This is a genomic window from Litoreibacter roseus, assembly GCF_009811795.1.
In the GTDB taxonomy this organism is placed as follows: domain Bacteria; phylum Pseudomonadota; class Alphaproteobacteria; order Rhodobacterales; family Rhodobacteraceae; genus Litoreibacter; species Litoreibacter roseus.
On record NZ_BLJE01000001.1, the window covers coordinates 866483 to 888059 of the forward strand.

The 21577-nt window shown below is 55.0% G+C and carries 21 protein-coding genes and 1 pseudogene; 8 read left to right on the forward strand and 14 right to left on the reverse strand.

All coding sequences use genetic code 11. The features are described 5' to 3' along the window. Positions 1–341: 341 nt before the first annotated feature. From KIN_RS04320 to KIN_RS04330, 3 genes are all read left to right on the forward strand, one after another. On the forward strand, positions 342–2192 hold the full coding sequence (locus KIN_RS04320; RefSeq protein ID WP_159804700.1) for a sensor domain-containing protein: 1851 nt from the start codon (positions 342–344) through the stop codon (positions 2190–2192). Positions 2193–3191: 999 nt separating this feature from the next. Continuing rightward, positions 3192–3980 carry a hypothetical protein gene (locus KIN_RS04325; protein WP_243144808.1) on the forward strand — a complete coding sequence of 263 codons (789 nt, stop codon included), beginning with the start codon at positions 3192–3194 and terminating at the stop codon, positions 3978–3980. A 64-nt stretch (positions 3981–4044) separates the two neighbouring features. Then, on the forward strand, positions 4045–5193 hold the full coding sequence (locus KIN_RS04330; protein ID WP_159804701.1) for an MFS transporter: 1149 nt from the start codon (positions 4045–4047) through the stop codon (positions 5191–5193). Positions 5194–5645: 452 nt separating this feature from the next. Here KIN_RS04330 and KIN_RS04335 read toward each other — a convergent pair whose 3' ends face one another. From KIN_RS04335 to KIN_RS04390, 11 genes and pseudogenes are all read right to left on the reverse strand, one after another. Continuing rightward, a complete protein-coding gene (locus KIN_RS04335) occupies positions 5646–6155 on the reverse strand; it encodes a DUF3299 domain-containing protein (protein WP_373281636.1) in 510 nt (169 codons plus the stop codon). After that, on the reverse strand, positions 6149–6649 hold the full coding sequence (locus tag KIN_RS04340) for a DUF3299 domain-containing protein (protein ID WP_159804702.1): 501 nt from the start codon (positions 6647–6649) through the stop codon (positions 6149–6151). The genes KIN_RS04335 and KIN_RS04340 overlap by 7 nt, the downstream gene beginning before the upstream one ends. 22 nt (positions 6650–6671) lie before the next feature. Beyond that, complete coding sequence (locus KIN_RS04345) at positions 6672–7922, reverse strand: ABC transporter permease (RefSeq protein WP_159804703.1); 1251 nt, start codon at positions 7920–7922, stop codon at positions 6672–6674. Next, positions 7919–8614: an ABC transporter ATP-binding protein gene (locus KIN_RS04350; RefSeq protein WP_159804704.1), complete on the reverse strand. Its 696-nt coding sequence runs from the start codon at positions 8612–8614 to the stop codon at positions 7919–7921. Before KIN_RS04350 ends, KIN_RS04345 begins: the two co-directional genes overlap by 4 nt. Next, entirely contained in the window at positions 8614–9249 is a 636-nt protein-coding gene (gene zrgA, locus KIN_RS04355; protein WP_159804705.1) for a zinc uptake protein ZrgA, read from the reverse strand. Before zrgA ends, KIN_RS04350 begins: the two co-directional genes overlap by 1 nt. Positions 9250–9280: 31 nt before the next feature. Further along, a complete protein-coding gene (locus tag KIN_RS04360; protein ID WP_159804706.1) occupies positions 9281–9667 on the reverse strand; it encodes a Fur family transcriptional regulator in 387 nt (128 codons plus the stop codon). Between the two features lie 455 nt (positions 9668–10122). After that, positions 10123–10341, reverse strand: a complete 219-nt coding sequence (locus tag KIN_RS04365) for a hypothetical protein (protein WP_159804707.1) — start codon at positions 10339–10341, stop codon at positions 10123–10125. A 366-nt stretch (positions 10342–10707) separates the two neighbouring features. Then, a pseudogene (locus KIN_RS22380) lies at positions 10708–11228 on the reverse strand (transposase); the annotation flags it as partial. A gap of 137 nt (positions 11229–11365) precedes the next feature. After that, a complete protein-coding gene (locus KIN_RS04380; RefSeq protein ID WP_159804710.1) occupies positions 11366–12775 on the reverse strand; it encodes a type IV pili methyl-accepting chemotaxis transducer N-terminal domain-containing protein in 1410 nt (469 codons plus the stop codon). 215 nt (positions 12776–12990) lie between these two features. Then, entirely contained in the window at positions 12991–14571 is a 1581-nt protein-coding gene (locus tag KIN_RS04385) for a phosphate ABC transporter substrate-binding/OmpA family protein (protein WP_159804711.1), read from the reverse strand. A 491-nt stretch (positions 14572–15062) separates the two neighbouring features. Continuing rightward, a complete protein-coding gene (locus tag KIN_RS04390) occupies positions 15063–15896 on the reverse strand; it encodes an AraC family transcriptional regulator (protein ID WP_159804712.1) in 834 nt (277 codons plus the stop codon). A gap of 307 nt (positions 15897–16203) precedes the next feature. Here KIN_RS04390 and KIN_RS04395 point away from each other — a divergent pair, with 307 nt between their 5' ends. Further along, the gene (locus KIN_RS04395; protein ID WP_159804713.1) at positions 16204–17340 is read left to right on the forward strand and encodes an aldo/keto reductase; all 1137 of its coding nucleotides are present in this window, start codon (positions 16204–16206) and stop codon (positions 17338–17340) included. Between the two features lie 327 nt (positions 17341–17667). On the opposite strand, the gene KIN_RS04400 is transcribed toward KIN_RS04395, so the two are convergent. After that, positions 17668–18252 carry an MFS transporter gene (locus KIN_RS04400; RefSeq protein WP_159804714.1) on the reverse strand — a complete coding sequence of 195 codons (585 nt, stop codon included), beginning with the start codon at positions 18250–18252 and terminating at the stop codon, positions 17668–17670. A 66-nt stretch (positions 18253–18318) separates the two neighbouring features. Between KIN_RS04400 and KIN_RS22665 the strand changes: the two genes are divergently transcribed. Together KIN_RS22665 and KIN_RS04410 are read left to right on the forward strand one after the other, a co-directional pair. After that, positions 18319–18513 carry a LysR family transcriptional regulator gene (locus KIN_RS22665; protein ID WP_159804715.1) on the forward strand — a complete coding sequence of 65 codons (195 nt, stop codon included), beginning with the start codon at positions 18319–18321 and terminating at the stop codon, positions 18511–18513. Continuing rightward, on the forward strand, positions 18464–18925 hold the full coding sequence (locus tag KIN_RS04410) for a hypothetical protein (RefSeq protein ID WP_174239085.1): 462 nt from the start codon (positions 18464–18466) through the stop codon (positions 18923–18925). The genes KIN_RS22665 and KIN_RS04410 overlap by 50 nt, the downstream gene beginning before the upstream one ends. Positions 18926–19100: 175 nt before the next feature. On the opposite strand, the gene KIN_RS04415 is transcribed toward KIN_RS04410, so the two are convergent. Then, positions 19101–19337 carry a hypothetical protein gene (locus tag KIN_RS04415; RefSeq protein WP_159804717.1) on the reverse strand — a complete coding sequence of 79 codons (237 nt, stop codon included), beginning with the start codon at positions 19335–19337 and terminating at the stop codon, positions 19101–19103. 126 nt (positions 19338–19463) lie between these two features. Between KIN_RS04415 and KIN_RS04420 the strand changes: the two genes are divergently transcribed. Further along, positions 19464–19655 carry a hypothetical protein gene (locus KIN_RS04420; RefSeq protein ID WP_159804718.1) on the forward strand — a complete coding sequence of 64 codons (192 nt, stop codon included), beginning with the start codon at positions 19464–19466 and terminating at the stop codon, positions 19653–19655. Between the two features lie 53 nt (positions 19656–19708). Here KIN_RS04420 and KIN_RS04425 read toward each other — a convergent pair whose 3' ends face one another. Continuing rightward, positions 19709–20602 (reverse strand): LysR family transcriptional regulator, encoded by an 894-nt coding sequence (locus tag KIN_RS04425; protein WP_159804719.1) that lies wholly within the window; start codon positions 20600–20602, stop codon positions 19709–19711. Positions 20603–20728: 126 nt separating this feature from the next. On the opposite strand from KIN_RS04425, the gene KIN_RS04430 reads away from it, so the two are divergent. Further along, a complete protein-coding gene (locus KIN_RS04430) occupies positions 20729–21343 on the forward strand; it encodes an FMN-dependent NADH-azoreductase (RefSeq protein ID WP_159804720.1) in 615 nt (204 codons plus the stop codon). The last annotated feature ends 234 nt before the right edge of the window (positions 21344–21577 follow it).

A 21577-nucleotide genomic window follows, 5' to 3' on the forward strand; every position in this document is an offset into this window, starting at 1 on the left:
TGGATCGCCATGCGCTCGCTTAATCGCAATCGTCACGGGCAGGGATATCGGAATACTGTTATTTTGTTTCTGGGACTTGCAGCCCATTGTGAGAGAAATATTCATCGCTGCTCGTCGTGCGCCGGCCGACAAACATGGCTGTTATTTCGCGAGTATTCCGTTGGAGAGTGGCCTCCCGGAGAGGTTATCAATCTTTAGCAAGGTCGGTGAACATTTCGCCTTGGACGACTGACGGTTCGAATACATCAATTTTTCAATAAAGAAAGATACCGCATGGTGCCGCTTTAACGGTTTCTAGTCGTACAAGACATATGACTTCTGCACTGGAAAGCAGGAAAAATATGATACCGCCAGAGATCTTCAACCAAATCCATGACAAGTGTACTGAAGGTCTCGCTCTTGCATCCGCCAGTGCCGATGATGGGGCGGTCATGGAACTGCGTTGGTGCAACAAGGCGTTTTCTAGAATAACAGGATATGACGCCGCTGAAGCATTGGGGCAGCGCGGGACGATCTTGATCGGCGCAGACCTTGAGCAAGGCGTGCACCTGTACATTATTGAAAAGTTGATGAAATGGGAAAATTTTTCAACCGAGGCAACAAATAATCGCAAGAATGGCGAGACATACTGGCAGCGAATGAGTTGGACCCACCTGTCCGACCCCGCGACAGGGGATCATTGGTGGCTATGCTCCATAATAGACTTGGGAAACCGCGGATCTGGGCGCGCTAAGGAAAGCCGCCCTCTGGTGGATCCCGTTGACATAGACAGCTACGCCAAGACGCTCGATAAGGTGCAGCGCCTGGAAAAAGAGAATGCACGTCTCCACGATCTCGCCAAATCTGTAGCCAAGGATGCCAACGAAGACGCGCTGACCGGGCTTTCAAACCGTCGGCACTTTGAGGTTGAGGTGAAAACCTGGATTCAGGGTTTAAAACAGCATCAGAAAGAATTTGCTGTCCTGTACATTGATCTGGACCGCTTCAAATTCGTCAATGACACGCTTGGCCATGACGTCGGAGACCGGTTACTCGTTTCTGTCGCTCACATGCTGCGCGAACTCACGGATGAGGGCGACCTCGTCGCGCGTCTGGGGGGCGATGAATTCGCAATCCTGCGCCCTCTGGGTAACAGCGCTTTGGAAATCAGCAGTCTTGCCGACGAGATCGTATCGCGGATGCAAGCCCCCTTCATGTGCGAGGGAAAATCGACGGGCTGTGGCACCAGTATTGGTGTCGCGATTGCGAAATCGAACATGCAGGATCCCGAGAGGGTCGTCGCTGACGCCGATGAGGCGCTGTATCATGCAAAGGAACATGGCAAAGGAAGATGGTCTTTTTTTACTGAAGAGATGCACGCCAAATCTATCGCGACCAAGCAATTGGCGTCGGATTTGTTGCTGGCCTGCGAACGACAGGAGTTTATCCCATACTTTCAGCCCCTCGTGGACGCGCGAACTGGAAAGATTGCTTCGGCAGAAACGCTGGTGCGGTGGGCGCATCCAACCAGAGGTATTCTCGCACCTGGGGCTTTCCTGGATACCGCGCAGAACATGGGGATCCTCAAGAGAGTCGATGAGATTATGTTTGCCTGCCTGAAAGACGCGTTGTCATGTTTCGACAAAGCTGGTGTGGATCTTCCCCGGCTGGCTGTGAATGTGTCGGCGGCCCGGTTGGCGGATCCCACATTTGTCCACGACATTCGAAGCTCCGGGATCGCCCCCGAGCGCCTCACAATTGAAATCCTCGAGTCGGTCTATCTGGATCGCATAGGTGAAGTCGTCCGGTGGACGATAGACGAGTTGGACGAATTGGGCGTGACCATCGCCCTCGACGATTTTGGCACCGGGCACGCCTCCGTTCGGGGGTTGCTGGAAATCCGCCCGTCAATCTTGAAAATCGATCGCCAATTTATCCAGCCTGTCGTAGAGGATGCGAGTACGCGGCCGCTGGTCGCTTCGATCATTGGCATTGGCAAAAGCCTCGGGATGCACATCGTTGCGGAGGGTGTCGAAACCAAAGAGCACGCACGTATCGTCAGCGAGATGGGTTGCGACTATCTACAGGGGTTTCATTTCGGCAAGCCCATGAGCTTGGAAGACCTCTGCAGCCGGCTTTTTGATAACGGGGGTGTGTTCTGGCCAGAGGCGGTTTCAGTCGATCCGGATCGGTTGCTGTACGTCACTGGCTAAGCGGCCGGACAGTCAGATGGCGAAGCCAGCAATCCGGGGCGCTACCTCGACTTACATCGCCCTATCGATCGCGCGCCCAAGTCTGCAGATGGCATCAGTTATTTTGACGTCACTAGACCAAATATGAATAACATTCAGGCCGAGGCAGTCGCGGCAAGCTCTATAGCACGGGACAGCGCTTCGTCTTCTGAGGGACTGGGTACATTGGTCCCGCAGACCTGCCTTCGCCCGGGTCCGATTTCGTAGAGGCAAGGAAGGTAAACCCCATCAGAAACGATTGACGCGCACGGGACCCACCGCCCGCCAGGGCCTTCTACGGGTGCGCCGATACGAACGTTGACCGCGCCAAGCGGAGGGACAGAAACGTTCGCAAGCGTATTTAAAATCGGGTCGATGCCCATGACATACCTCATTCTTTAGAGGTAGTATTCTGGTTCGACCTGGTCAAAGTAGGGCGCTTTTTGATCGCGCGCCTTGACGCCGCCGCAATTCATCAACTCCGCTGGAGTTTGATGCAGATAGCGAGAAATCATCGCGGATATTCTCAATGTAATCACCTTAAAGCGTATTTTTAGCAATGACTTGGAGGTATTTCTGCGGAATAAAATTGTATTCAAATTCGATGTGTTCTCCCAATTTTTGTCTAGTTTGGTAGACTTTCAATCCGCGCTTTTCGGAATCTAGTAATTCCTGAAAAAATACGGGTGACTTGTCTCGACTTTTTCATGCGAAACGCAAACCTCTTATAGTGTCCAGTAGGTCGTGGCGGGTCCTTCCGCGTATTCGACACATTAATTGATATAGGACCCGCCGATCGATACCTTTGTTCTTCCGCCGGAGCTAATCTTCGGTGGCCTATACGAGGGTGCCGGAGGAACAAGCGCCAAGAGTCCTTTGCGCCAGCGGCAGGCGACGCGGCCGAGGTAACACTACGTTAACTATTCAATGATTTAGCCCGTACTGCGTAACTGTTCGAAGCTGCCACAGAAAGCCACCAACATGGGTCTCCGACCAAACCGTCTATTTGAAGTTATCACACGTTTTTCGGGCGTCCTGCGCGATCTTGAAGAAATGGGAATTCAAATCAAAATCGGCGATGATTTTCTAGAGTACCGCACCTACCGCAGCCAACAGACTGATCGCGCGCCGATCTATCCAATGTTTGATGTTGCAAGCTCCTATGTTGACTACAACAACGGCCTTTGGGTGTGTGGGTTCGATCCCGAGGGCGAGTTGATCCACACCCAGGCTGTTCGTCTTCTCGATCTGTCCGGAATTTCTCTCGCCGGCCATTTGAATCTTCACCGCCACAAATATATCACCCCCGATTCAACACCTGACCCAGATCAGACCTTTTTTTCGGGGCCAGAAGCGCTCAACGCGATTACTGGAAAGGTGGGCTATCAGGGGGACTTCTGGCTGCGGGCGAAGGGGCTTGCTGGTCCGCGGAGCCAGGGCGCAACAGCGCTGTTGTCGCGGCTCCTGCTTGAGATGACAGTAATCGCTTGGGATCCTTCATTTGTGTTCGCGTTTGTGCCAAAGCGGTTGGCAGCCAAGGGGGCCCATCTTCGCTACGGCTACACACATTGTGAAGCGGGGCGTTGGATCGGTCCGGACCAACAGGTAACGGACGAAGACTATCTGATCTGGATGAGCGCCAAGGATTTGGCTGCGTCTTTCGCTCAAGCGACCCAAAGCCTGCGACGCCACGAAAGCCCTTTGAGAGAGAGGGCAAGACCCGCATCCCACATTCAGATCGCCGAGCTGAATTCGAAGGCGAATGCATGACACGGGTCATTCATGCATGAGAGCTGACGGGTCAAATCCAAGCGTCCCGCATCCCGTGGGCGTCATGGCTCATGCAGCAATATATGCACCGGTTGTGGCGCACATCGCTTTTGTGATGGAACTGACATTGGTGCCGCTATTGCTGCCATCCATGCGCTCGCAATTCGGTCTGTCATTCAGCGAATTGGCTTGGGTATTCAATTCCTACAGCGTTGCAATCGCGGTCGGTGTTCTCGTCGGCGGATTATTCGGTGACACCTTCAAAACAACGAAGGTTTTCGGGTGTGGCGTCTTGGTGTTTCTCACCGGCTCTCTTGTGCTGGCCGCTTCTGTTAACGCCGAGATGCTGATCGTCGGACGCATATTACAGGGGTTTGGAGCCGGAGTTTTCTCGCCTCTGGTCCCGGTTCTCCTTACACAAAACGCGCCTGAAAAGCCCGGTCGGATGCTCATACTATGGGGAAGTCTTGCTGGCTATGTCGCGGCACTCGCGCCGCTGGCCTATAGCGGCATCCTTGGCGTTGGAAACTGGAACGTCGCGTTTGGCTTGATCGCAGCCCTTGCGGCCATCGCGTTGAGTATCCTCCTCTGGTTGCCGACCTCAAAGGAACCGGACGAGCCGCGACGCGAAAAACTGGATTACCTTACGATTTTCCGAGCCAGAGATCTCTGGTTGACGCTCGCCTATGTATTCCTCACCTACGGTGCGATTACGTATTTTCTGTTCCGGCTTCCGCTTTGGCTTTCTGAAACGAGTATCGGGACCACCAGCACTGGGTTCATAATCTCGACTTTGTGGCTCACATTTTCAGTATTAAGTGCGCTATTGCGGAACAAGGTCGATCAGGCTCACGTCCAGACCATCATGCTTGCAGCGCCACTGCTGATCGCGATCGGTGTGCTCATTTCATACAATGACAACCCCATCTTGCTTATCGGCTCTGCGATCCTTGTCGGTTCTGGGTTGGCTTGCAGCAACGCCCCCTCAACGCAATTGATTTTACGACACGCGCCCAGAGGGATGAGCGCGGTATCCGTGAGTTTGGACATAACCCTCGCAAGGTTCGGCGGGATTGTGGCAGTCGCTGCTCTTGCGGACGCGGGGCTTTCGGTCGCTGGCCCTGTGATTTGCGTGGGTTGTTTCGCGGCAGCGCTTTGTACGTTGGTGATCTTCAGACTGCCAACCAACATTGAGACTGAAATCCGAACTTAGGTTTTTAAAAGCATCGCTCGCTCCGCTTTCAGACAAGTTTTTCGTCCTTGGTGGGCAATCGCAGTTCAACATAACTTGTATCTGTGTCCATTGCTCAGCAATGTGTCGCTAAATTCGTCTTCCATCGTGCAAGTGACAAGAACTCTGCGACGACGATGACCGGCGATGCGCAACAGAGACAAAGCGTCCGGCATATCCATGAATATAAGTTGCCTTAGGTTCAGCAGTCTTTGCGAGCCATGCAAGTGAGCGAGCCCAGTATAATGGGTCGTTTGTGCGGTGCTGGGATCTAGCCTCTATCACCTATGTAATTGAGGAGGCGCCTAAAAGAACTGCCTTTTCAAGAGCAAAACTCTAACTAAGCGACTGATCTTCGGCGCACTGTGAGCCAGCAGAATAGATCGGCCTATGCTCTTAGCTTGTCGTTCTTCCACGCTCAACTCGCATGGGCATTACGTTCGATACGGTTCAATTTTGTCGGCGGACAAGGCATATCCTATATCTGCCAGATGTGTGGAGATTGACGAGACGCCAAACATTCCAATCACGTTGACTGGTTCAAACAGCCCCGCGCTCTCGTAGGGCTTTTCTGTCGTAACAAAGACCAATTGGTTGGCAGGGGGCGGGGGCACGTGCACGCAGGCTCCGACATAGGGCACGAGAATGAAGGCGGTGACACCGGTGCCTCTGTAGTCGATCGGCACAATGAAGCCGGGGAGACGGACAATCTGCCCGTTCCAATCTGTTCTGACACCGCTGGAGGCCGGTTGCTGACTTGAGAGCGGGGCGTCGTCGTGTTCGATCAAGCCGCGCAGGACATTGGGGATGATCGTTTCGCTTTCAGGAAGCAAATCCTGCCAGTCCAGATCGATGAAGGCTTCGGCATGCGCTATTCGGGGCATAAGTGTCGCGGCCACGATGCTGGCCAGAACAGTGCGGCGCTGAATTCGGGTGCTCACCACTCGTAGATCTCCATATCGTCGGCTGCGATGAAATAGCCTGTCTGGCCAAGATCAGTGGATTGCAGTTGGGTGCGCATCACACCAGTGACCCACACTGCGTCCCAAAGCTGGTCGCCGGGCCATGGCCGGGCTGCATTCACCAGGACGAGCTGGTTGGCAGGTGGCGGCGGGACGTGAATGCAGGCGCCGACGTAGGGCACGAGCATGAAGTCTTTCACACCTTCTGCACTGACCTCCAGCGGAATGATGAAGCCGGGCATTTTGATATACGCGCCGTTGAGCTCCTCATTCAGTTTGACCCCGTTCGCGTCATAGATTGGATTCCAAAGGTCGTTCACTTCGTCTAATTCGCCTTCTCCGATTATCTCTGAATAAGGCACGCCGGGTGGAATGAGGTCATCCCACATGACTTCTTTGGGTTTTGCCGCAAGGGTCATCTTCGGTGCGACAACCGAACCGGACAAAAGCATCAGGGCTGCTCTGCGATTGATCATTTAAAGCACCTCGTTCCCAGCATCAGGTTTTTACCATCATACCGTCAGCCACAGACATTCTGTAAGCCCGCAACGCAGGTATAAGGCTCACAATTGCGCCAGCACAGATCACGGCGAGAACAACCTTAGCCTCCTGCAGGGTGGGCGCGCCTATGGGCAGCCACAGGCCGAATGCATTATCCACGATAGGTTGCGCGATGATCAGCGCAATATACAACAGCGCCAGTCCAAGTACGGCCCCGATCGCTGCCATCACCATAGCCTCAAAAACAAGCATGCCAAGAATGGTGGTTGGTCGCGCGCCCATGGCCCGAAAAATCGCCATTTCACGGCGGCGCTCGTTGAGGCTGGAGAAGATCGTAGCCATCATGCCGATAAGTGCTGTGACGACCACCATGGCTGAGACAGCCAGAAGCGCGGTTTCCGCGATGCCGACGATACCCCAAAGTTCTTGCAAAGCGACCCCGGGCAGGATCGCGAGGAGCGGTTCTTCGGGGTATTGATTGATCGCGCGTTGCAGGGCGAAGGTCTGGAGCGGGCTTTCGACCCCGACAAGTGCGGCTGTCACCGCTTTTGGTGTCAGATCCATGCTGCGTATCACGTCTAAGGGCGTGGACCGTCCCGGTATCTGTGCGCCGCTTTGCCAATCAACATGGATGGCCTCGATAGCTTCCATGCTGACAATGACGGTGCGGTCGACCGGCGTTCCGGTCTTTTCTAGAACACCCGATATTCGAAAGGGCTGATCTTTGTGTTCGGTGAAAGACGCCAGGCCGTGAGCAACGATGATCGGATCATCGACTTTGTAGTTCAGCGTCGTCGCGACATCGGCTCCGATAACCGTATCGAAAAGATCGTCCATAAGGACGCCTTCTGCGACTTCGAGCGATCTGCCCTGACGGTACTTGTAGTGCTCAAAAAAGGCTTGGGTCGTGCCCATGACCCTAAACTGGCGATGGCTGTCACCAAGGGAAATCGGAACAATCCAGTCAACGTCGGGTCGTGCTGCGATGTCCTGATAGCTTGCCCACGTGACGTTATTGGTCGCGTTGCCGATGCGGAAGACGGAGTAGAGCAAAAGCTGTACTGACCCGGAGCGCGCTCCGACGATCAAATCAGTGCCCGAAATGGTATCGGCAAAACTAGCCTTGGCTCCGGTCCGGACCTTTTCGACACCCAGAAAGAGCGCGACCGACAGGGCAATCGCAAGAATTGTCATGCCCACAGTCAGGGCCCGCGCAGAAAGCGAGGCGATGGCGAGGCGCAACGTCACGCAGCAGCCCTTTCAACCTGGGTGATTTCTTCGATCCTCAGGACCCTGTCAAAGCGTTCGCCAAGTCGCGGATCGTGGCTGACCATCAGAAGTGATGTCTTACATTCGGCTGTTTGCGCAAACAACAGGTCGAGAAAGGCGGCTTGGCTGTTCGCATCAAGGGCCGAGGTGGGCTCGTCTGCGATAATCAGAGGCGGCTGTCCGATCAGAGCCCGTGCAACTGCAACCCGCTGTTGTTGACCAACACTTAACGCATCGGCCTTGGTGCGGCCAACACCCTCAGGCAGGCCAAGCGCCGAACACAATCTTGCGGCTTCTTTCGTAACATCACCCACGCGTCTGCGTCGCTCTGGCGCAAAGCGGAGCGGAAGCAGGATATTGTCGGTTACGGTCCCAAATGGCAGGAGATTAAACTGTTGAAAGATCACACCGATCTGCTCGGCCCGAAACCGGTCGCGAGCACTGCCCGACAAGGTCGTGACCTCGGTGTCCGCGATCTGTACAGAGCCGCGATCTGGCTGAATCGTACCGCAGATGAGTGAAAGCAGCGTCGATTTACCCGATCCGCTTTCCCCCAGCAACAATACAGTTTCACCTCTAGCTACGGTCAAAGCAGGTATGGTCAGCGAGAACGCTGACCGCCCCGGCCATCGGTAGCTGACGTCGGAAAGCGTGAGAACCGCCTCTGTCATCAACGTCCCAGATTGAGTACCGGTGCGTCGCGCTCAACTTCAAAAGCCTGCGCGCCTGATGCGGTGACAAGCTGCACCTCAACTTCTTTCGCATTCGGGAACGTCTCAAAATAGGCGAAGACTATCTCGGTCAAGGCATTGGGGTTGTCGCAGATCAGAGTGTATTCAGCGTGGAATTCCGTGTGTCCCGCCTCTTCAGAATGCTCTGCGTGATCTTCATGCCCGTGGTCATCATGCTCGTGGTTGCTGTCTTCCGCATGATCATCGTGACCCTCTTCTGCGTGCTCATGATGATGTTCTTCATCGTGGTCCTCATGACCGTGCTCGCCTTCCAGTTCCGCTTGCGCCTCGGTCACAGTGCAGGCCGCCGCGTCTGGCATGACAAACAGATCCAGCGGCGTGTTCAATGTGGTGATGGCCGCATCAATCGCTGCAAGATCGGTGTCGCTTTCGGCAGCATATTCAAAGCCTACGATATCGGCACCCGGCGCATGGAATTCCATCGCGACGGTTGTTCCTTCAATCGCAATGTTGAGCGCGCCAACCCCATGTTCATGGGCGTCAAGCTGGCGTGTGTCTTCGGCAAGTGCTGGCACGGCCGCGACGAGAGCAATGAGAGAGAGTGCTTGTTTCATGGTGCATCCGGTATGATTTGAGTGGGGGAGGTCAGGCCGCGCAGGTCACGCATTGGCCATGGATTTCAACGATGTGCCGGTCCGCTCGAAAGGCGCTTTGGTCGGTAAGCGCCGTGAGTTTCGGCAAAAGCTTACTTCCGTCATGTTCTTCGACCGATCCGCAGTCTTCACAGATGGCTAGAACCGGAACACTTTCGACGTGATTGCAGCGGCAGGGCACAAAGGCTTTGATGGACTCTAGGCGATGCGCACGCCCCTGATCGGTCAAAGCCGAGAGCGTGCGATACACGGTGGGCGGCGCGATGTCGGGCTCACCTGCCTGCAATTGCTTGAGGATCTGATAGGCCGTCATCGGCCTGTCGCATGCGTTTAATACGCTCAGGACATCATCTTGCCGGGTCGCCGCACGTTTTCTCATCGAATGACCTCCATCGTCGAAGTTTAGTTATTTTATAAAATAACAAACGGCAAGGTGGGAAAGCGCTTGGCTCTCATGAACGACGAAACTCTGTATCGTATCGATAAGTAGGAGAAGTTGGGTATCAGTCGGGTAACGCACTGGAAGCGGGCGCGCGGATCCCGCAAACGCTTGTTATGAATAAGAGACACTTTGGGGTGGTTTGGACCCGGCATCAACGGCTTGGAAACGCGATGAAGGTCCCGCCGTTCAAAAGCTCCTGCTGCTCAGAGACAAAGGTGACACATCTGCCTCGGGCGATGCGTAACGAAGCTAACCAGATGAATAATCTCGTCTCTCAGCCCAGACCATAACTGGCACCAAAAAATTCTGACGAAGAACGGATCTCAGATTTATTGAAGCCGAAAAAAGGCCGTCCACCATCATTCGGTAGACGGCCGAGTAGATTATCAGAGTCAGCGCGAACGAGAACAAACGCGCGCATCATCGCAGAAGACTCCTGCGAGGCCACCGACCAGTGCCCCACGATCGCCATTTCCGTTTACGGCCTTGGCTGCACCATAACCGAGTGCTGCACCAACAAGTCCACGTTCCAAGTCGCTGTCGATGACGCCGCCTGGACCGCAAGCCGAAAGAAGCGCGGTCAGCGCGACAAATGGGAGGATAAGCTTCATGTTTGATCTCCAGAAGGAGCCGACCTTGTGTCAGCTGTGTTACGGGATGCGCCTTTCAGCGCGCCATTTCTTTCGGCAGGCGGATCTCGTAAGAATCGTTTTCTTCGAACCGTATGCCTGAGGTATCCCTGCACGTTTGCTGCTGTGCTATGCGATAACAAGAAAATGGCGGAGGCGGAAAATGACCGCTTCCAGCGTTGTTATCCGATAACAATTCCCTCTCGGGGCGCATATTTGGGCGGTAGATCTGGTCCAGGCCAGCGATCATTGCGAGCCTTTCATGGAGAGCGAGGCTGTAGCTGCGATAGGCTGAAAATCAGCAGAGCCATTGCACTGAATGACCTCAATTAAAAATTTTATAAATCAAAACAGTCGGTAAATACTCTCGGCGTTCACTTTCCAGCCCTCCCGTCGCAACAGGACGTGGATGCACCTGTGTCCATAGTGAACACGCGTCTCTGCGATCTCCTTGATGCGTTTCTTGAGCTCGGCCTGCTCGTCGCCGTGGCCACGGTAGTTATAAGTTGAACGATGAGCATGCAGAACACGACATGCACGCCGGATGCTGACACCCCAAACCGTGCGCAATTCATTCACCAGTTCCCAGCGGCGGGCAGGCCTTAGAGCTTTCGTTTGATAAGATCCTGCAACATGGCCTTGTCCAGAGACAGATCCGCCACCAGCCGCTTCAGCCTGGTGTTCTCTTCATCCAGCATCTTTAGCCGCTTCATCTCGGATGGCATCAAACCCGCATACTTCTTGCGCCAGTTGTAAGATGTCGCTTCGGCAATTCCGGCCTTTCGGCAGACCTCGGCAACTGATGTACCGTCTTTTACCTGCTTCAACACAAACGCGATCTGCGCTTCTTTGAACTTGCTCTTCTTTATCGAGTTCTCCTTCTCCCGCGCTCGGGATCATAAATGGAAAATTCCAGCTCAAAACGGTCCAGTTCTCGGGAAGCAGGTCACTTCGTGCCATTAAGAGCTGAGTGTCCAAAAGTCTGTTTAAAGCATCAGCTCAGAAGTCAAAGCAGTGATTGCACGTTTACACTGAAGATCATTACACCGATCCACTCTCCGCTCTCGGGATCTTTGACTGGCGCGGAGATTTGCGCCTGATAGACGCCGTTTTCGACGTCCAGCTCCATATCTGAAAAGTGCGTAGTGCCCTGGTTGTCTTTAATCGTGTGGATATATTTGGCTTCGTCGCCCTGCCAATAGTCTCCAGTTTCGCCGCTCTGACCTACGTTCAAACCAAGGTTATCTGTCGCGAAGATTTCGACAACCAGACCGGCTGTCGCGTCAACACGCTCTCGGAACCAATCCGACAAGGGTCTTTCCAGAAGGCCGTCGATCATTTCGCCGCCACCTTCCTTCATCTGAGCGCGCCATTTAAGGTCAAGCGTGTCAATATCGGATTGTTCGAGCGATGCGTGCTTTGCGTTTTGTGCGCGCAGCGCCTCAATCAGAATTGGCTCATCAAGCCATTTGACAACTTCGTTTTCCGCATAGCTCTCGAGCGCGACCTTATAGACATCGCCACCATCACCACCAGCGAGCATGTAAAGGGTGACAGTATTCCCCATCAAAAGTTTTGTATCCCTGACGAAGCTGTTCATGGCATCCACAGCATCTTCGCTGGGCGCACCGGTTTCTACGGCAGCCTCGACGATAGGTTTGACCTTGACCCATTCCGATTGGGCCTGAGCGAGCATGCCATCCACAAGTTCTGACGGTGGGGGCTGAATGCCTACCGCGGGCAATCCGTTCTGTAGCGCAGACAGGGAGCGGTCATACAAAGTTGAGTATTCCTTGAGCGTCTCCTGCGTACCAGCTTCTGTCAGCCCGCTGGCGATACCACACAGTGAACTGGACATTTGATAGCCCAACATCCGCTGCCGTCCGGCAAAGCTGAGCGACAATGCATCGCTCTGAGACATTTCAAAGGGGTTGCTGTAGGCGGTCAGAATGTCGGACGCGAGGATACTTGTCGCGTCATAGAGCGCCTTCTGGCTGATCGTAATGACTTCACTTGTTGCGGAGGTGTCCCCTTCTGTCAGGACGGCGCCCAAGGATCCATCAACGTCGGACCAAGCCTTTTTTACGGCATTGATGGCCCGCAGGACACGGGGGTCCTTTTCTGCAAACGGAATGCTGAGCGCGGGTGAGCCATTTTCCAATCCATCCAGAATAAGCTGGAAGTCATATCGTGCAGCTTCGAGATCTTCTCGGGCCGCTTCGACATTTGTGGCAGCCTTGATACTGCACCCTGCCGCACTGATCTGCTGGGTCAGCATAACCAGCGTATTGGACATATTGACCCGGATCTTGCTGCCGTCAAACGCAGTCTTTGCGGCAGCCGGCGTTGCGGCGCATGCGATGGCCGCAGAGGTCGCCAAGTAAGTTGCCAATTTGGGCAGATGTGAAAACAGCATCAGAGCCTCTCCATTTATATACATGTCAGTCCGAGCGCAGATGCTATTATCCATCCATGCGTGTTTTTTCAGATCCGAGGGAGAAGAGCGTCTCCTCCGCCTCGGAGCCTATTGAGTTTTTACGTCCACTTTGCGCAAATCTCCGGTTCAAATCGGGGCTTTTCTCTTCCGATCCAATGGTTGCACGACGTGAAGCGGGTGTCTGAAACGCAGTCTTACGACTGGATCCAAACCTCGACTCTGCGGTTGATGCGCCGACCGTTTTCAGTCGTGTTACAGGCCGCCGGAGCAACTTCGCCATATCCGGTGGCGTCCATCGTAACGCCGTCAAGTCGATCACCAGCATAGCTTTGCAGTTCTGCCATGACTTGCTGGGCGCGTCCGACTGACAGCTTTCTGTTGCTGTCAAACGCACCCACATCGTCTGTAAATCCTACAAACATGAGCTTCGCACCCTCAGGTTGACTTTCCACATACCGGGCCAGCTGCTCCAGGTTGATCCGCCCACGCGGATTGAGCTGAGATGAGCCGGTCCGGAACCGGAACGTCGTGGACAGACGGTCATATTCCTGCATCTGTGTCAGCATATCGTCGATGAACTTGCCTTCGAAGTTATCGACAACTGCGGCAGACAGCGTCTTCGCCCGATCACTGTCTACTGACTGGTTTTGTCGCTCGATACCAAGATCGATAAATCCGGCCTTCGTAATCACATTGCTCGCATCATCCGAGACGGCAAAACGGATCAGATCTGAAGCCGACGGATTGTCGACGTCTGCGCGATTGTAGAGATACAAAAACCGCTGCAACGCATACTCTTCCGTTCGCGCCGAAAAGGCATCGGGGGTCATCGTGATCCCGCAATCATTCACCAGTGGGACTGATTTGGCACCGCGCTGAAATGCAAAGCCGACGTAGCCGATTGCATTGGGGTTGTTTGTCACAATCGAGGCGACATCGTTGTTATCTGTCGCAACAGTAACAGTGCTCGGCTGCCGAGGTGCCTTTTGGTCGAAGAGACTGTTGAGAAACACGTCCCGGGTGTCATTTCCTTCAGCCCGATCTACAATCTGTATCGGTGCGTCTGGCCCTCCAACCTCGGCCCAATTTCTGATGATACCGGCGTAGATAGCCCGTAATTGCTTCGTTGTCAGCGATGAGACTGGGTTGTCGGGATGTGTGATTACCACAAGGTTGTCGATGGCGATGATATGCTCTTGCGTGGGGCTTATCATATTTCCAGCACCCGCAGTCCGCAGCGCCTGCGCTTCCTCGCGTTGTATTCTCCGGGCAGACATACCGATATGGGCGGTGTTGCTGAGCAGTTCTTCAAAAGCATCAGCAGAGTCAGTAGAACTGACGCGATAGGAACCTATCGTATCGCCGAAGCCTTCATCAGCAATCATTTCTGCAAAAATCTGACCACTACCACCAGTGACGGTTTGAGTAACTTCAGCGCCAAGGGCACCTGCATATCCCGAAAGCAGCAGCTGCATGATACCATTACCGACGGTATCGGACCCGACAATATTGACGTTCGCTTCAGTCACTTCAAGAACCGGACAGGCGTCGCCTTCGCAACTCACGCGGCTCGCAGACACCCGCAAATTTCCTAGACTGGTACGGATTATGTAGCTGTTGTCGTCGAAATCGACGAATTCGCCGGTCAAATCCACCGTACCGTCAGCCGACTTGAGTGTCACTTCGGCGGCGTTTGTGTGCAAGGGAAACGCGGTCGCGGCCACCAATGCAAGCGTTGATAAAGCGCCTCTATTTATCTGTCTGTTCTTTGTCATCGTGTTGCCTCTCAAGACTCAGTTTTAATCGCTCGCCCGATTGAAGGCTTTGGATTCTCAAGACTATGGACGTCTTTGCATCTAATATTATGCATTATGAATTCACTTTTGGGCGTATTTAAGAGAACAATGTGGCAAATGCGGTATATTTGTCCCAGCGTCTCTCATGATCAAAGCCGGTCACGTCGCGCAGACTTATATTAAGAGGAAAACTAATCTCTTCGTCTGGCGGCCAACGCGGGTTTTCTTAAATGAGAGGTTTTGTTGGCCGATCAGAACGCTGGGCAATGCGATGACCCACGTTCTGATTTTGTCCGTCAATTCATACGGCGGTTACCCAGCCTAGGTTTGGTAATGGGCTTACCGATAATTTCGGGACAAACGATTGGATGATCTGAAATTATAGGCGGCTGCCAGGATACCGACAGACAGGAAGTCGCGGCTCATGCTGATCCGGACGTTCACAATTGGGTTTGGCAGACGGCGCTGGATTAGGGCCGGACCATCTGGGCGTAGCGGCTGGGCGAGCGAGCGAACTGAGCGGTGAAGGTCGCGCGGAAGGTATGGCTAGAGGCATACCCTACAAGCGTGGCCGCCTGCTCGATGCTGGTGCCAGCACGGAGCGCTTCGGCCGCCCGTTCCATGCGCCGCGCGGTCACGAAGGCATGGGGCGTCAGGCCAACGGCAAGTGTGAACATCCGCGCGAAATGATGGCGGCTGACAGCAGCTACATCGGCAAGCGCGGCGAGACGTAAATCGCGGTCAAGATGAGCGTCTACGAACTCTGTCACCCGGTCCAGTCGCCGGGCGTCGATGCCGCGCAGCGCTTTGGGTCGTGGTTGCGCACCCAATGCTTCGAGGCTGCGCGCCAGCGCGTTACGCGTCAAATACTCAAGTTCGAGGTTATCTAGAGGGTGTCCGCCAAGCGCATCGGCGCGCACCCGCAGGGCAAGCGCGAACAGAGCAGGATCGGCGCGGTTCCAGACGCGCCCATGCTCGGCCAGGGCGTCAGCGCACAGATCCTCGATAACCTCTGCACGCAAATCAGGCGCGGGGCGCACTTCCACGAACTCAGACGACCCGTCGGTTTCGAGGAACTGCACCGGCTCCGTCCCGACTGCGCCGCCCGTCAGGGCCTCGATCGGCCTTTCCTCGATCTGGCCATTGCGCTCGACAACGGTGCGCTCATGTGGCCGGAACGCAAAATCCAAGGCGAACGGCACCGATGTCAAACCTTCGACAGAACGGCGCCCGATGCGATCCGTTCGGCCATACGTCGCGCTCGCCAGAGACCAAGTTTTTCTGAAAATCAAAGACTTGGTCACTTGAACCTCCGTAATGAGCGAATCTTACCCAACCCCATGGCACCTGCGTTTCTGGAGCATAGGTTCAACATCAACGAGGTTCCATACAGCTGAGGGTTCAATGACTGTGCTGAAAGTTAACGTCCGAACGCATTTCGTATCAAAGGTCGTAGTGCTGCAAACTGCACGGGCGAGACTTGGGGGCGATCAGCGATAAGGTGGGCTACCCCGTGCGAGTTTTGTCCGACAGGAACGTACCTCGCCGTGATCCTTCACCTTCAGTTCAGACAAGCGACCGATCCATAAACCAACCTAGAGAGGAAACCACATGTCCGACGACCACAGAGATATCGATCCCATTCGCCGTACTGTCCTGACTGGTGCCGCTGTGACGGCCTCGGCGGCAGCGCTTGGCATCACGGGCGTCTCTGCGCAAACGGCACAGAGTGGCGCCGCCGCACCAGGACGCCGGATGCTCGGGGGGGTGGAGGTCTCAGCATTGGGTCTGGGCGTGCAAAACATGCACCGCACCTTCCACACGATTGTCCCTGAACGCGACGACATGATCACGCTGATCCGGACGGCCTTCGATGAGGGCATTACCTTCTTTGACTGCGCCGAAGTCTATGGTCCCTTCGAATGCGAACGTATCCTTGGCGAGGCGTTGTCAGACGTTCGCGACGAAATCCAGATCACGACTAAGTTCGGCTTCGACATCGATCCGACAACTGGCGCGATCAGCGGTGTAATCAGCGATCCTGCCCGCATACGCCAAGCCGTCGACGGCTCGCTGCAACGTTTGGGCACTGACCGGGTCGATCTACTCTATCAGCACCGCGTCGACCCGAATGTCCCGATCGAAGACGTGGCTGGTACGGTCTCGGACCTGATGGATGAAGGCAAAGTGCTACATTGGGGCCTGTCCGAGATGGGGCCGAACACGCTGCGCCGGGCACATGAGTTGCTACCCGTAACGGCAGTTCAGAACGAATACTCGATGCTCTATCGCGGGGTTGAAGCGGACATCCTGCCGCTTTGCCAAGAGCTGGGCATAGGTTTCGTGCCATTCGCGCCCTTGGGCTATGGCTTTATGACCGGTGCAATCGACATGGCCACCGGTTTTGCCGCGACCGACTTCCGCGCAAACACCACCCGCATGGATCCCGAGAACCGCGAGGGAAATCTCGCGCTGGTGGATCTTGCGCGCGATTGGGCAGGGCGAAAAGGGGCCACGCCGGGGCAGGTCGCGCTGGCCTGGCTGCTGGCCCAAGGGCCGTCCGTCGTGCCCATTCCCGGCACGACGCAGCTTTCGCACCTGCGTGATAATATGGGGGCCACGGACGTTAGCTTCTCCGAGGAAGAGTTGACGGAACTGACAGGGGCCCTCGATGCCATAGAGGTGCGTGGCGAGCGTGCCCCGCCGATTGTCGTCGAGTGGAACGGCACCGAAGCGCCGGACGTGTAAAACGTCGCAATCGCCGCCGCTGACGAAAATGCAGCGGCGGCTGAGTTAACGATGTCCCGCTGCCACTCGTCTCGAAGGCGACGCCTGATGTTCCTTACATCCAGAGCCTGAACATACGCACCGACAGCCTCCGCCCCATCATCAGCATTTATGCGTCTGAGTGTCATCTGTTCCCTCTCTTCCCTAAATCGCGGCGCTGATACATATCCCAGCCAAGAATGACAGCGGATGAGATCGCGAAAACGGACCCTACGAATATGACCGTTTGAAAATCCGATATTTGCGCAATGAGGCCCGCTGTAGGGCCGGCAATGACAAGTGTAACCATCATGGTGTTCCAATACATCGCGGTCGCATAGGCGGGGCGGTCCACCACCACAAGACAAGCCAGACAGGGCTTATCGCAAAGCCAGCCTGAAAGACCGCCTGAGCCCCGAACTGATCAGCCACACCGAAGCTGAGCGCGGGTCCGATCATCCACGATGTCGACGTCGTTGCGCGCATGTAAGCGTTGAATGTGCTGTGTGTGATATCCGTGCGTTCGGCTATGACACCGCCAATCGAAAATATTCTCGACATTGCGCTGGAACCGATGCCAAAGCCGATCACGCCAACGGTCGCAACTGTGAGAAAAACTGGCAACACGGAAAGCGCAAATGCCGCAACAGAATAGCCGAACGCGGCCAAACCGACCATGGGGAACGGGTTCGCGCCTCGGTCCATCTTCTTCGCCAAAGCCCGGTTCGATAGGATGACAACCAAGGCAAAGAAACCGGTGTAAACGCTGATGCTCCACGGTTCTCTTTGAAGGCCTTCGACACTGAAGAAGCCCATGAACGAGACCGCCATTGAATTGCAGACGGTTCCGACAAAAAGGAGGAACAGAAACGGCAGAAGGATTGATCTGGCCATGCACCGTCAGGCTAGTCAGGGACCTTTAGTTGCAAAACAATCCGATTTGATTGCATCGTTTCAATTATGAACGACCGTGCGCCAGTGGCCGATCCTATCCGGTGGGACGACTTGGCCGCCTTCTTGGCGGTTGCACGGGCGGGCGGTCTTGCTGCTGCCGCCAAAGATGTTGTCTCCAGCGCGCCGACCCTTGGCAGGCGTATGCGAGAGCTTGAACGTCGTATGGGCCGAGAACTTTTTTCGTCTTTGTCATGGCTATGACCTAGCCGATGCCAGCATCGCACAGGCGACACGAAACCCAGACAAAGACAGCCAGCCTTTGATCAAATTGTCAGCAGGCACATGGACATCGCTTGCGCTCGCAAGGCGCTGGCGTGAAATCACCGGTGATCCTGCGGATGTCAGACTGCGGTTCGTGTCTTCAGAGGCCGTTCTCAGCATTGTTCGACGCGAAGCATCAATCGCGATACGAAACAGTCGGTTTGTCCTGTCCCCTCAAGACTGTGCGAAAATTAACTTAGTTTTGGAGATGGGATTTATGGCGCGGAAACAGCATTCGGATGAGGATATTCAGCGGCTTTTGCGTGAGATTGAGCTGAGCTTGGCATCCGGTACGGATGTTGCAGCAGCGTACAGCGCGCCTAGTGTCAGTGACGCGACCTATTACATATAGCGTAGACTGTTTGGTAGTATGCATTGCCCGGCAGGGGATATGCAAAGCAAATCTGCCGAGGGGGAGGGCGATCGGAGATGGCCGATCTGACGGCGGTGGAGAAAGGGAATGACTGGCTCAAGAAGATCGGGGCGAAGCTTGAGTTGGACAAGCTAATCTTGAAAGAGAGCCTGAATTATTTGAAACCGACGGCTTGGCGACAGGCCAGCTCCGTCAGGCCGTGGTGCATATCCGGCAAAAGCTGGCTATATCGGAACGGCGCACATTCTGGATTCTGAGCGTGGCTAGAAGCACATTGCCATACAAAGCGGTTTCCACTGACGAAGCCCTCAATTGCTATGCCGCCGGCGGCCATGCCCGGCTTTCCAAACTTGCCGATGAATTTGGCCTCTTTGGCGCGTTGAAGGCGCATGTTTTGAGCTTTGCGGATCAGAAGACATGCGGTCCCGCGAGCAGTTGTATGTTGGTAAAGACTCTGCTGGAACTATAAGGTCGGCAGGATGCGCTGGCGACCCTTGCCTGTGCCCTATTGGACAGGATGGAGGAGCAATTTGAAGATCTGTTTAGGATGGCGCAGGACGCTGGCGATATCGGGAAACAACACAACCCAAAATCTCTTGCTCGGCGCTACCAATCAGATCTGATCGGCCTGCGCGCCTCGTCCGAGCGCCCGAGTGTCGATGCGCGCGCGCTTGTCCAGCAAATTGCCGATGAGCTCGATCGCCTTTAGGTCGACAAGAGCGGCTTGCTTGACGCATGAGATGATGCCGACCTAAAGACATATCACGCGGTATGGGTTTGCAGCCGGTCAAGCAGTAGACGCGTAGCTGGTCCGCAGGGGTGCTGCCGCAAATGGGTCGCATAGATTGGAAGACCGTCTTCGGTGGCGGTGTCCTCTTCGGCCTCAATCCGAACAAGCCGGCCATCGGAAAGATAGGCGTGGATGATGTGCTCGGGCATACGGCACCAGCCAAACCCCGCTGCCAAGAAATCAAGACGACGGTGCAGGTCGGAAAACCGCCAGACCCGCGGGCTGGCCAAGCCGAAATTTGGACCGCTCGGATCGACCGGATCGGACAGAACGAGCTGGACATAATCTGCAAGATCCATCGTCTTTGCAGGTCGGCCAAGGGTGGCCAGGGGATGCGATTGTGCAACGACCGGTAGCATTCGCGTTCGCATCAGCGCATAGGCCCGCACATCTTCCGGGACGGCCGGCAGGAGAGTGCAAACGCCAAGAACAGCGGTGCCGTCGCGAACGCGCCGCAATGGTCCGCCCAACGCTTCTGTCGAAAAGGATATTGGAAGATCAGGATAATGGTCGCGCACATCCTGCAAGGCGTGCACAAGTGGCGCACTTGGCACAAGAGGGTCAACCGTCAGCCGCAATTCGGGCTCCAACCCTTCGGCTGCGCCGCGCGCGATCCGTTCAAAACGGGCAGCGGACGCCAGAACATGTCGAGCCTGATCTACCAGCGCGCGACCAGTATTCGTCAGCGTTGGTCGATAGGTTGATCGATCGAAGATCGTTACGCGCTGCACGTCCTCGATGTTCGCCACAGTTTGGCTGATTGCGGACTGAACGCGACCGAGGGCGCGACCGGCTGCGGAAAAGCTGCCTTCATCTGCGACGGCGACCAAAACCCGCAATTGTTCGAGTGAAAGCGCTGAGATCATAAATATCTCCAAAAAAGATAGAGAATATCATATTTGCATCACTTTTATTGAAAGGAGAACCAGCAATATTGATGTGCATAGATATTTTCCCGTGCGACATGCGCCGCAAATTCAAAGGATAGAATCATGCCTAAACTTCTTGTCATTGACAGCAGCCCGCGCGGCCCGGCCTCAGTTTCCCGGGCAATGACTGACCGCTTCGTCGCGAACTGGAAATCAGCTTATCCTGACGGCGAAATTCAACGCCGAGATCTTACCGAAACCGGTCTTGAGTTTGTGACGGGACCTTGGCTGAAAGCATACTTTACACCACCGCCGGAGCAGACGGATGTCGACAAAGCGGCATTGGCCCTGTCGGATACTCTGGCTCGTGAAGTGCTGAACACTGATGAGATTGTCATCGGCACACCTGTCTATAATTACAACGTCCCGGCCCTTTTAAAGTCGTGGATCGACCACATCGTGCGCAAAGGCATGACACTTGGGATAGACGGAAAGGGCCTTGTGACCAACACGAAGGCAACAGTACTTCTGGCCTCTGGTGGTGTCTATACAGAAGCTTCTCCCATTGCCCATCGGGATATTGCGCCACAATACCTGCGTGTGCTTCTCGAAGCGATTGGTATCACCGACGTGACGATCGTTGCTGGTGGCGGAGCGAAGGCCGTCGACATGGGCGAAGTCTCGATGAAAGGCTTCGTCGATACGCTGGCCCAAGATATCCAGGCTGCGGTTGCGTGACCTATCAGGCGCCAGTATAGCGGGAGAAGGTCGGGAGGGTCGTGCATTTGGCTTGCTGACCAATATCCTCCTTATGCCGATCTGCGGCGTTATCACGACCATCTCCGGGGCGTGATGCTGCGATTTGGTCTGCCATTCTGGTCCCATCCATACGAGAAATCGCATGGCTGAATGCCGTTACCGTATCCGCCTATTGGGCAGTGTCGCTCTTGATCCTTGGGCTTTTGGCGCCTT

Coding starts and splice junctions, on each gene's coding strand:
- KIN_RS04400 (WP_159804714.1), bottom strand. CDS start 18,252: ATGGCCAGATCAATCCTTCTGCCGTTTCTGTTCCTCCTTTTTGTCGGA.
- KIN_RS04325 (WP_243144808.1), top strand. CDS start 3,192: ATGGGTCTCCGACCAAACCGTCTATTTGAAGTTATCACACGTTTTTCG.
- KIN_RS04395 (WP_159804713.1), top strand. CDS start 16,204: ATGTCCGACGACCACAGAGATATCGATCCCATTCGCCGTACTGTCCTG.
- KIN_RS04430 (WP_159804720.1), top strand. CDS start 20,729: ATGCCTAAACTTCTTGTCATTGACAGCAGCCCGCGCGGCCCGGCCTCA.
- KIN_RS04350 (WP_159804704.1), bottom strand. CDS start 8,614: ATGACAGAGGCGGTTCTCACGCTTTCCGACGTCAGCTACCGATGGCCG.
- KIN_RS04340 (WP_159804702.1), bottom strand. CDS start 6,649: ATGATCAATCGCAGAGCAGCCCTGATGCTTTTGTCCGGTTCGGTTGTC.
- KIN_RS04380 (WP_159804710.1), bottom strand. CDS start 12,775: ATGCTGTTTTCACATCTGCCCAAATTGGCAACTTACTTGGCGACCTCT.
- KIN_RS04425 (WP_159804719.1), bottom strand. CDS start 20,602: ATGATCTCAGCGCTTTCACTCGAACAATTGCGGGTTTTGGTCGCCGTC.
- KIN_RS04320 (WP_159804700.1), top strand. CDS start 342: ATGATACCGCCAGAGATCTTCAACCAAATCCATGACAAGTGTACTGAA.
- KIN_RS04330 (WP_159804701.1), top strand. CDS start 4,045: ATGGCTCATGCAGCAATATATGCACCGGTTGTGGCGCACATCGCTTTT.
- KIN_RS04420 (WP_159804718.1), top strand. CDS start 19,464: ATGGAGGAGCAATTTGAAGATCTGTTTAGGATGGCGCAGGACGCTGGC.
- KIN_RS04360 (WP_159804706.1), bottom strand. CDS start 9,667: ATGAGAAAACGTGCGGCGACCCGGCAAGATGATGTCCTGAGCGTATTA.
- KIN_RS04365 (WP_159804707.1), bottom strand. CDS start 10,341: ATGAAGCTTATCCTCCCATTTGTCGCGCTGACCGCGCTTCTTTCGGCT.
- KIN_RS22665 (WP_159804715.1), top strand. CDS start 18,319: ATGAACGACCGTGCGCCAGTGGCCGATCCTATCCGGTGGGACGACTTG.
- KIN_RS04385 (WP_159804711.1), bottom strand. CDS start 14,571: ATGACAAAGAACAGACAGATAAATAGAGGCGCTTTATCAACGCTTGCA.
- KIN_RS04415 (WP_159804717.1), bottom strand. CDS start 19,337: ATGCGCCTTCAACGCGCCAAAGAGGCCAAATTCATCGGCAAGTTTGGA.
- zrgA (WP_159804705.1), bottom strand. CDS start 9,249: ATGAAACAAGCACTCTCTCTCATTGCTCTCGTCGCGGCCGTGCCAGCA.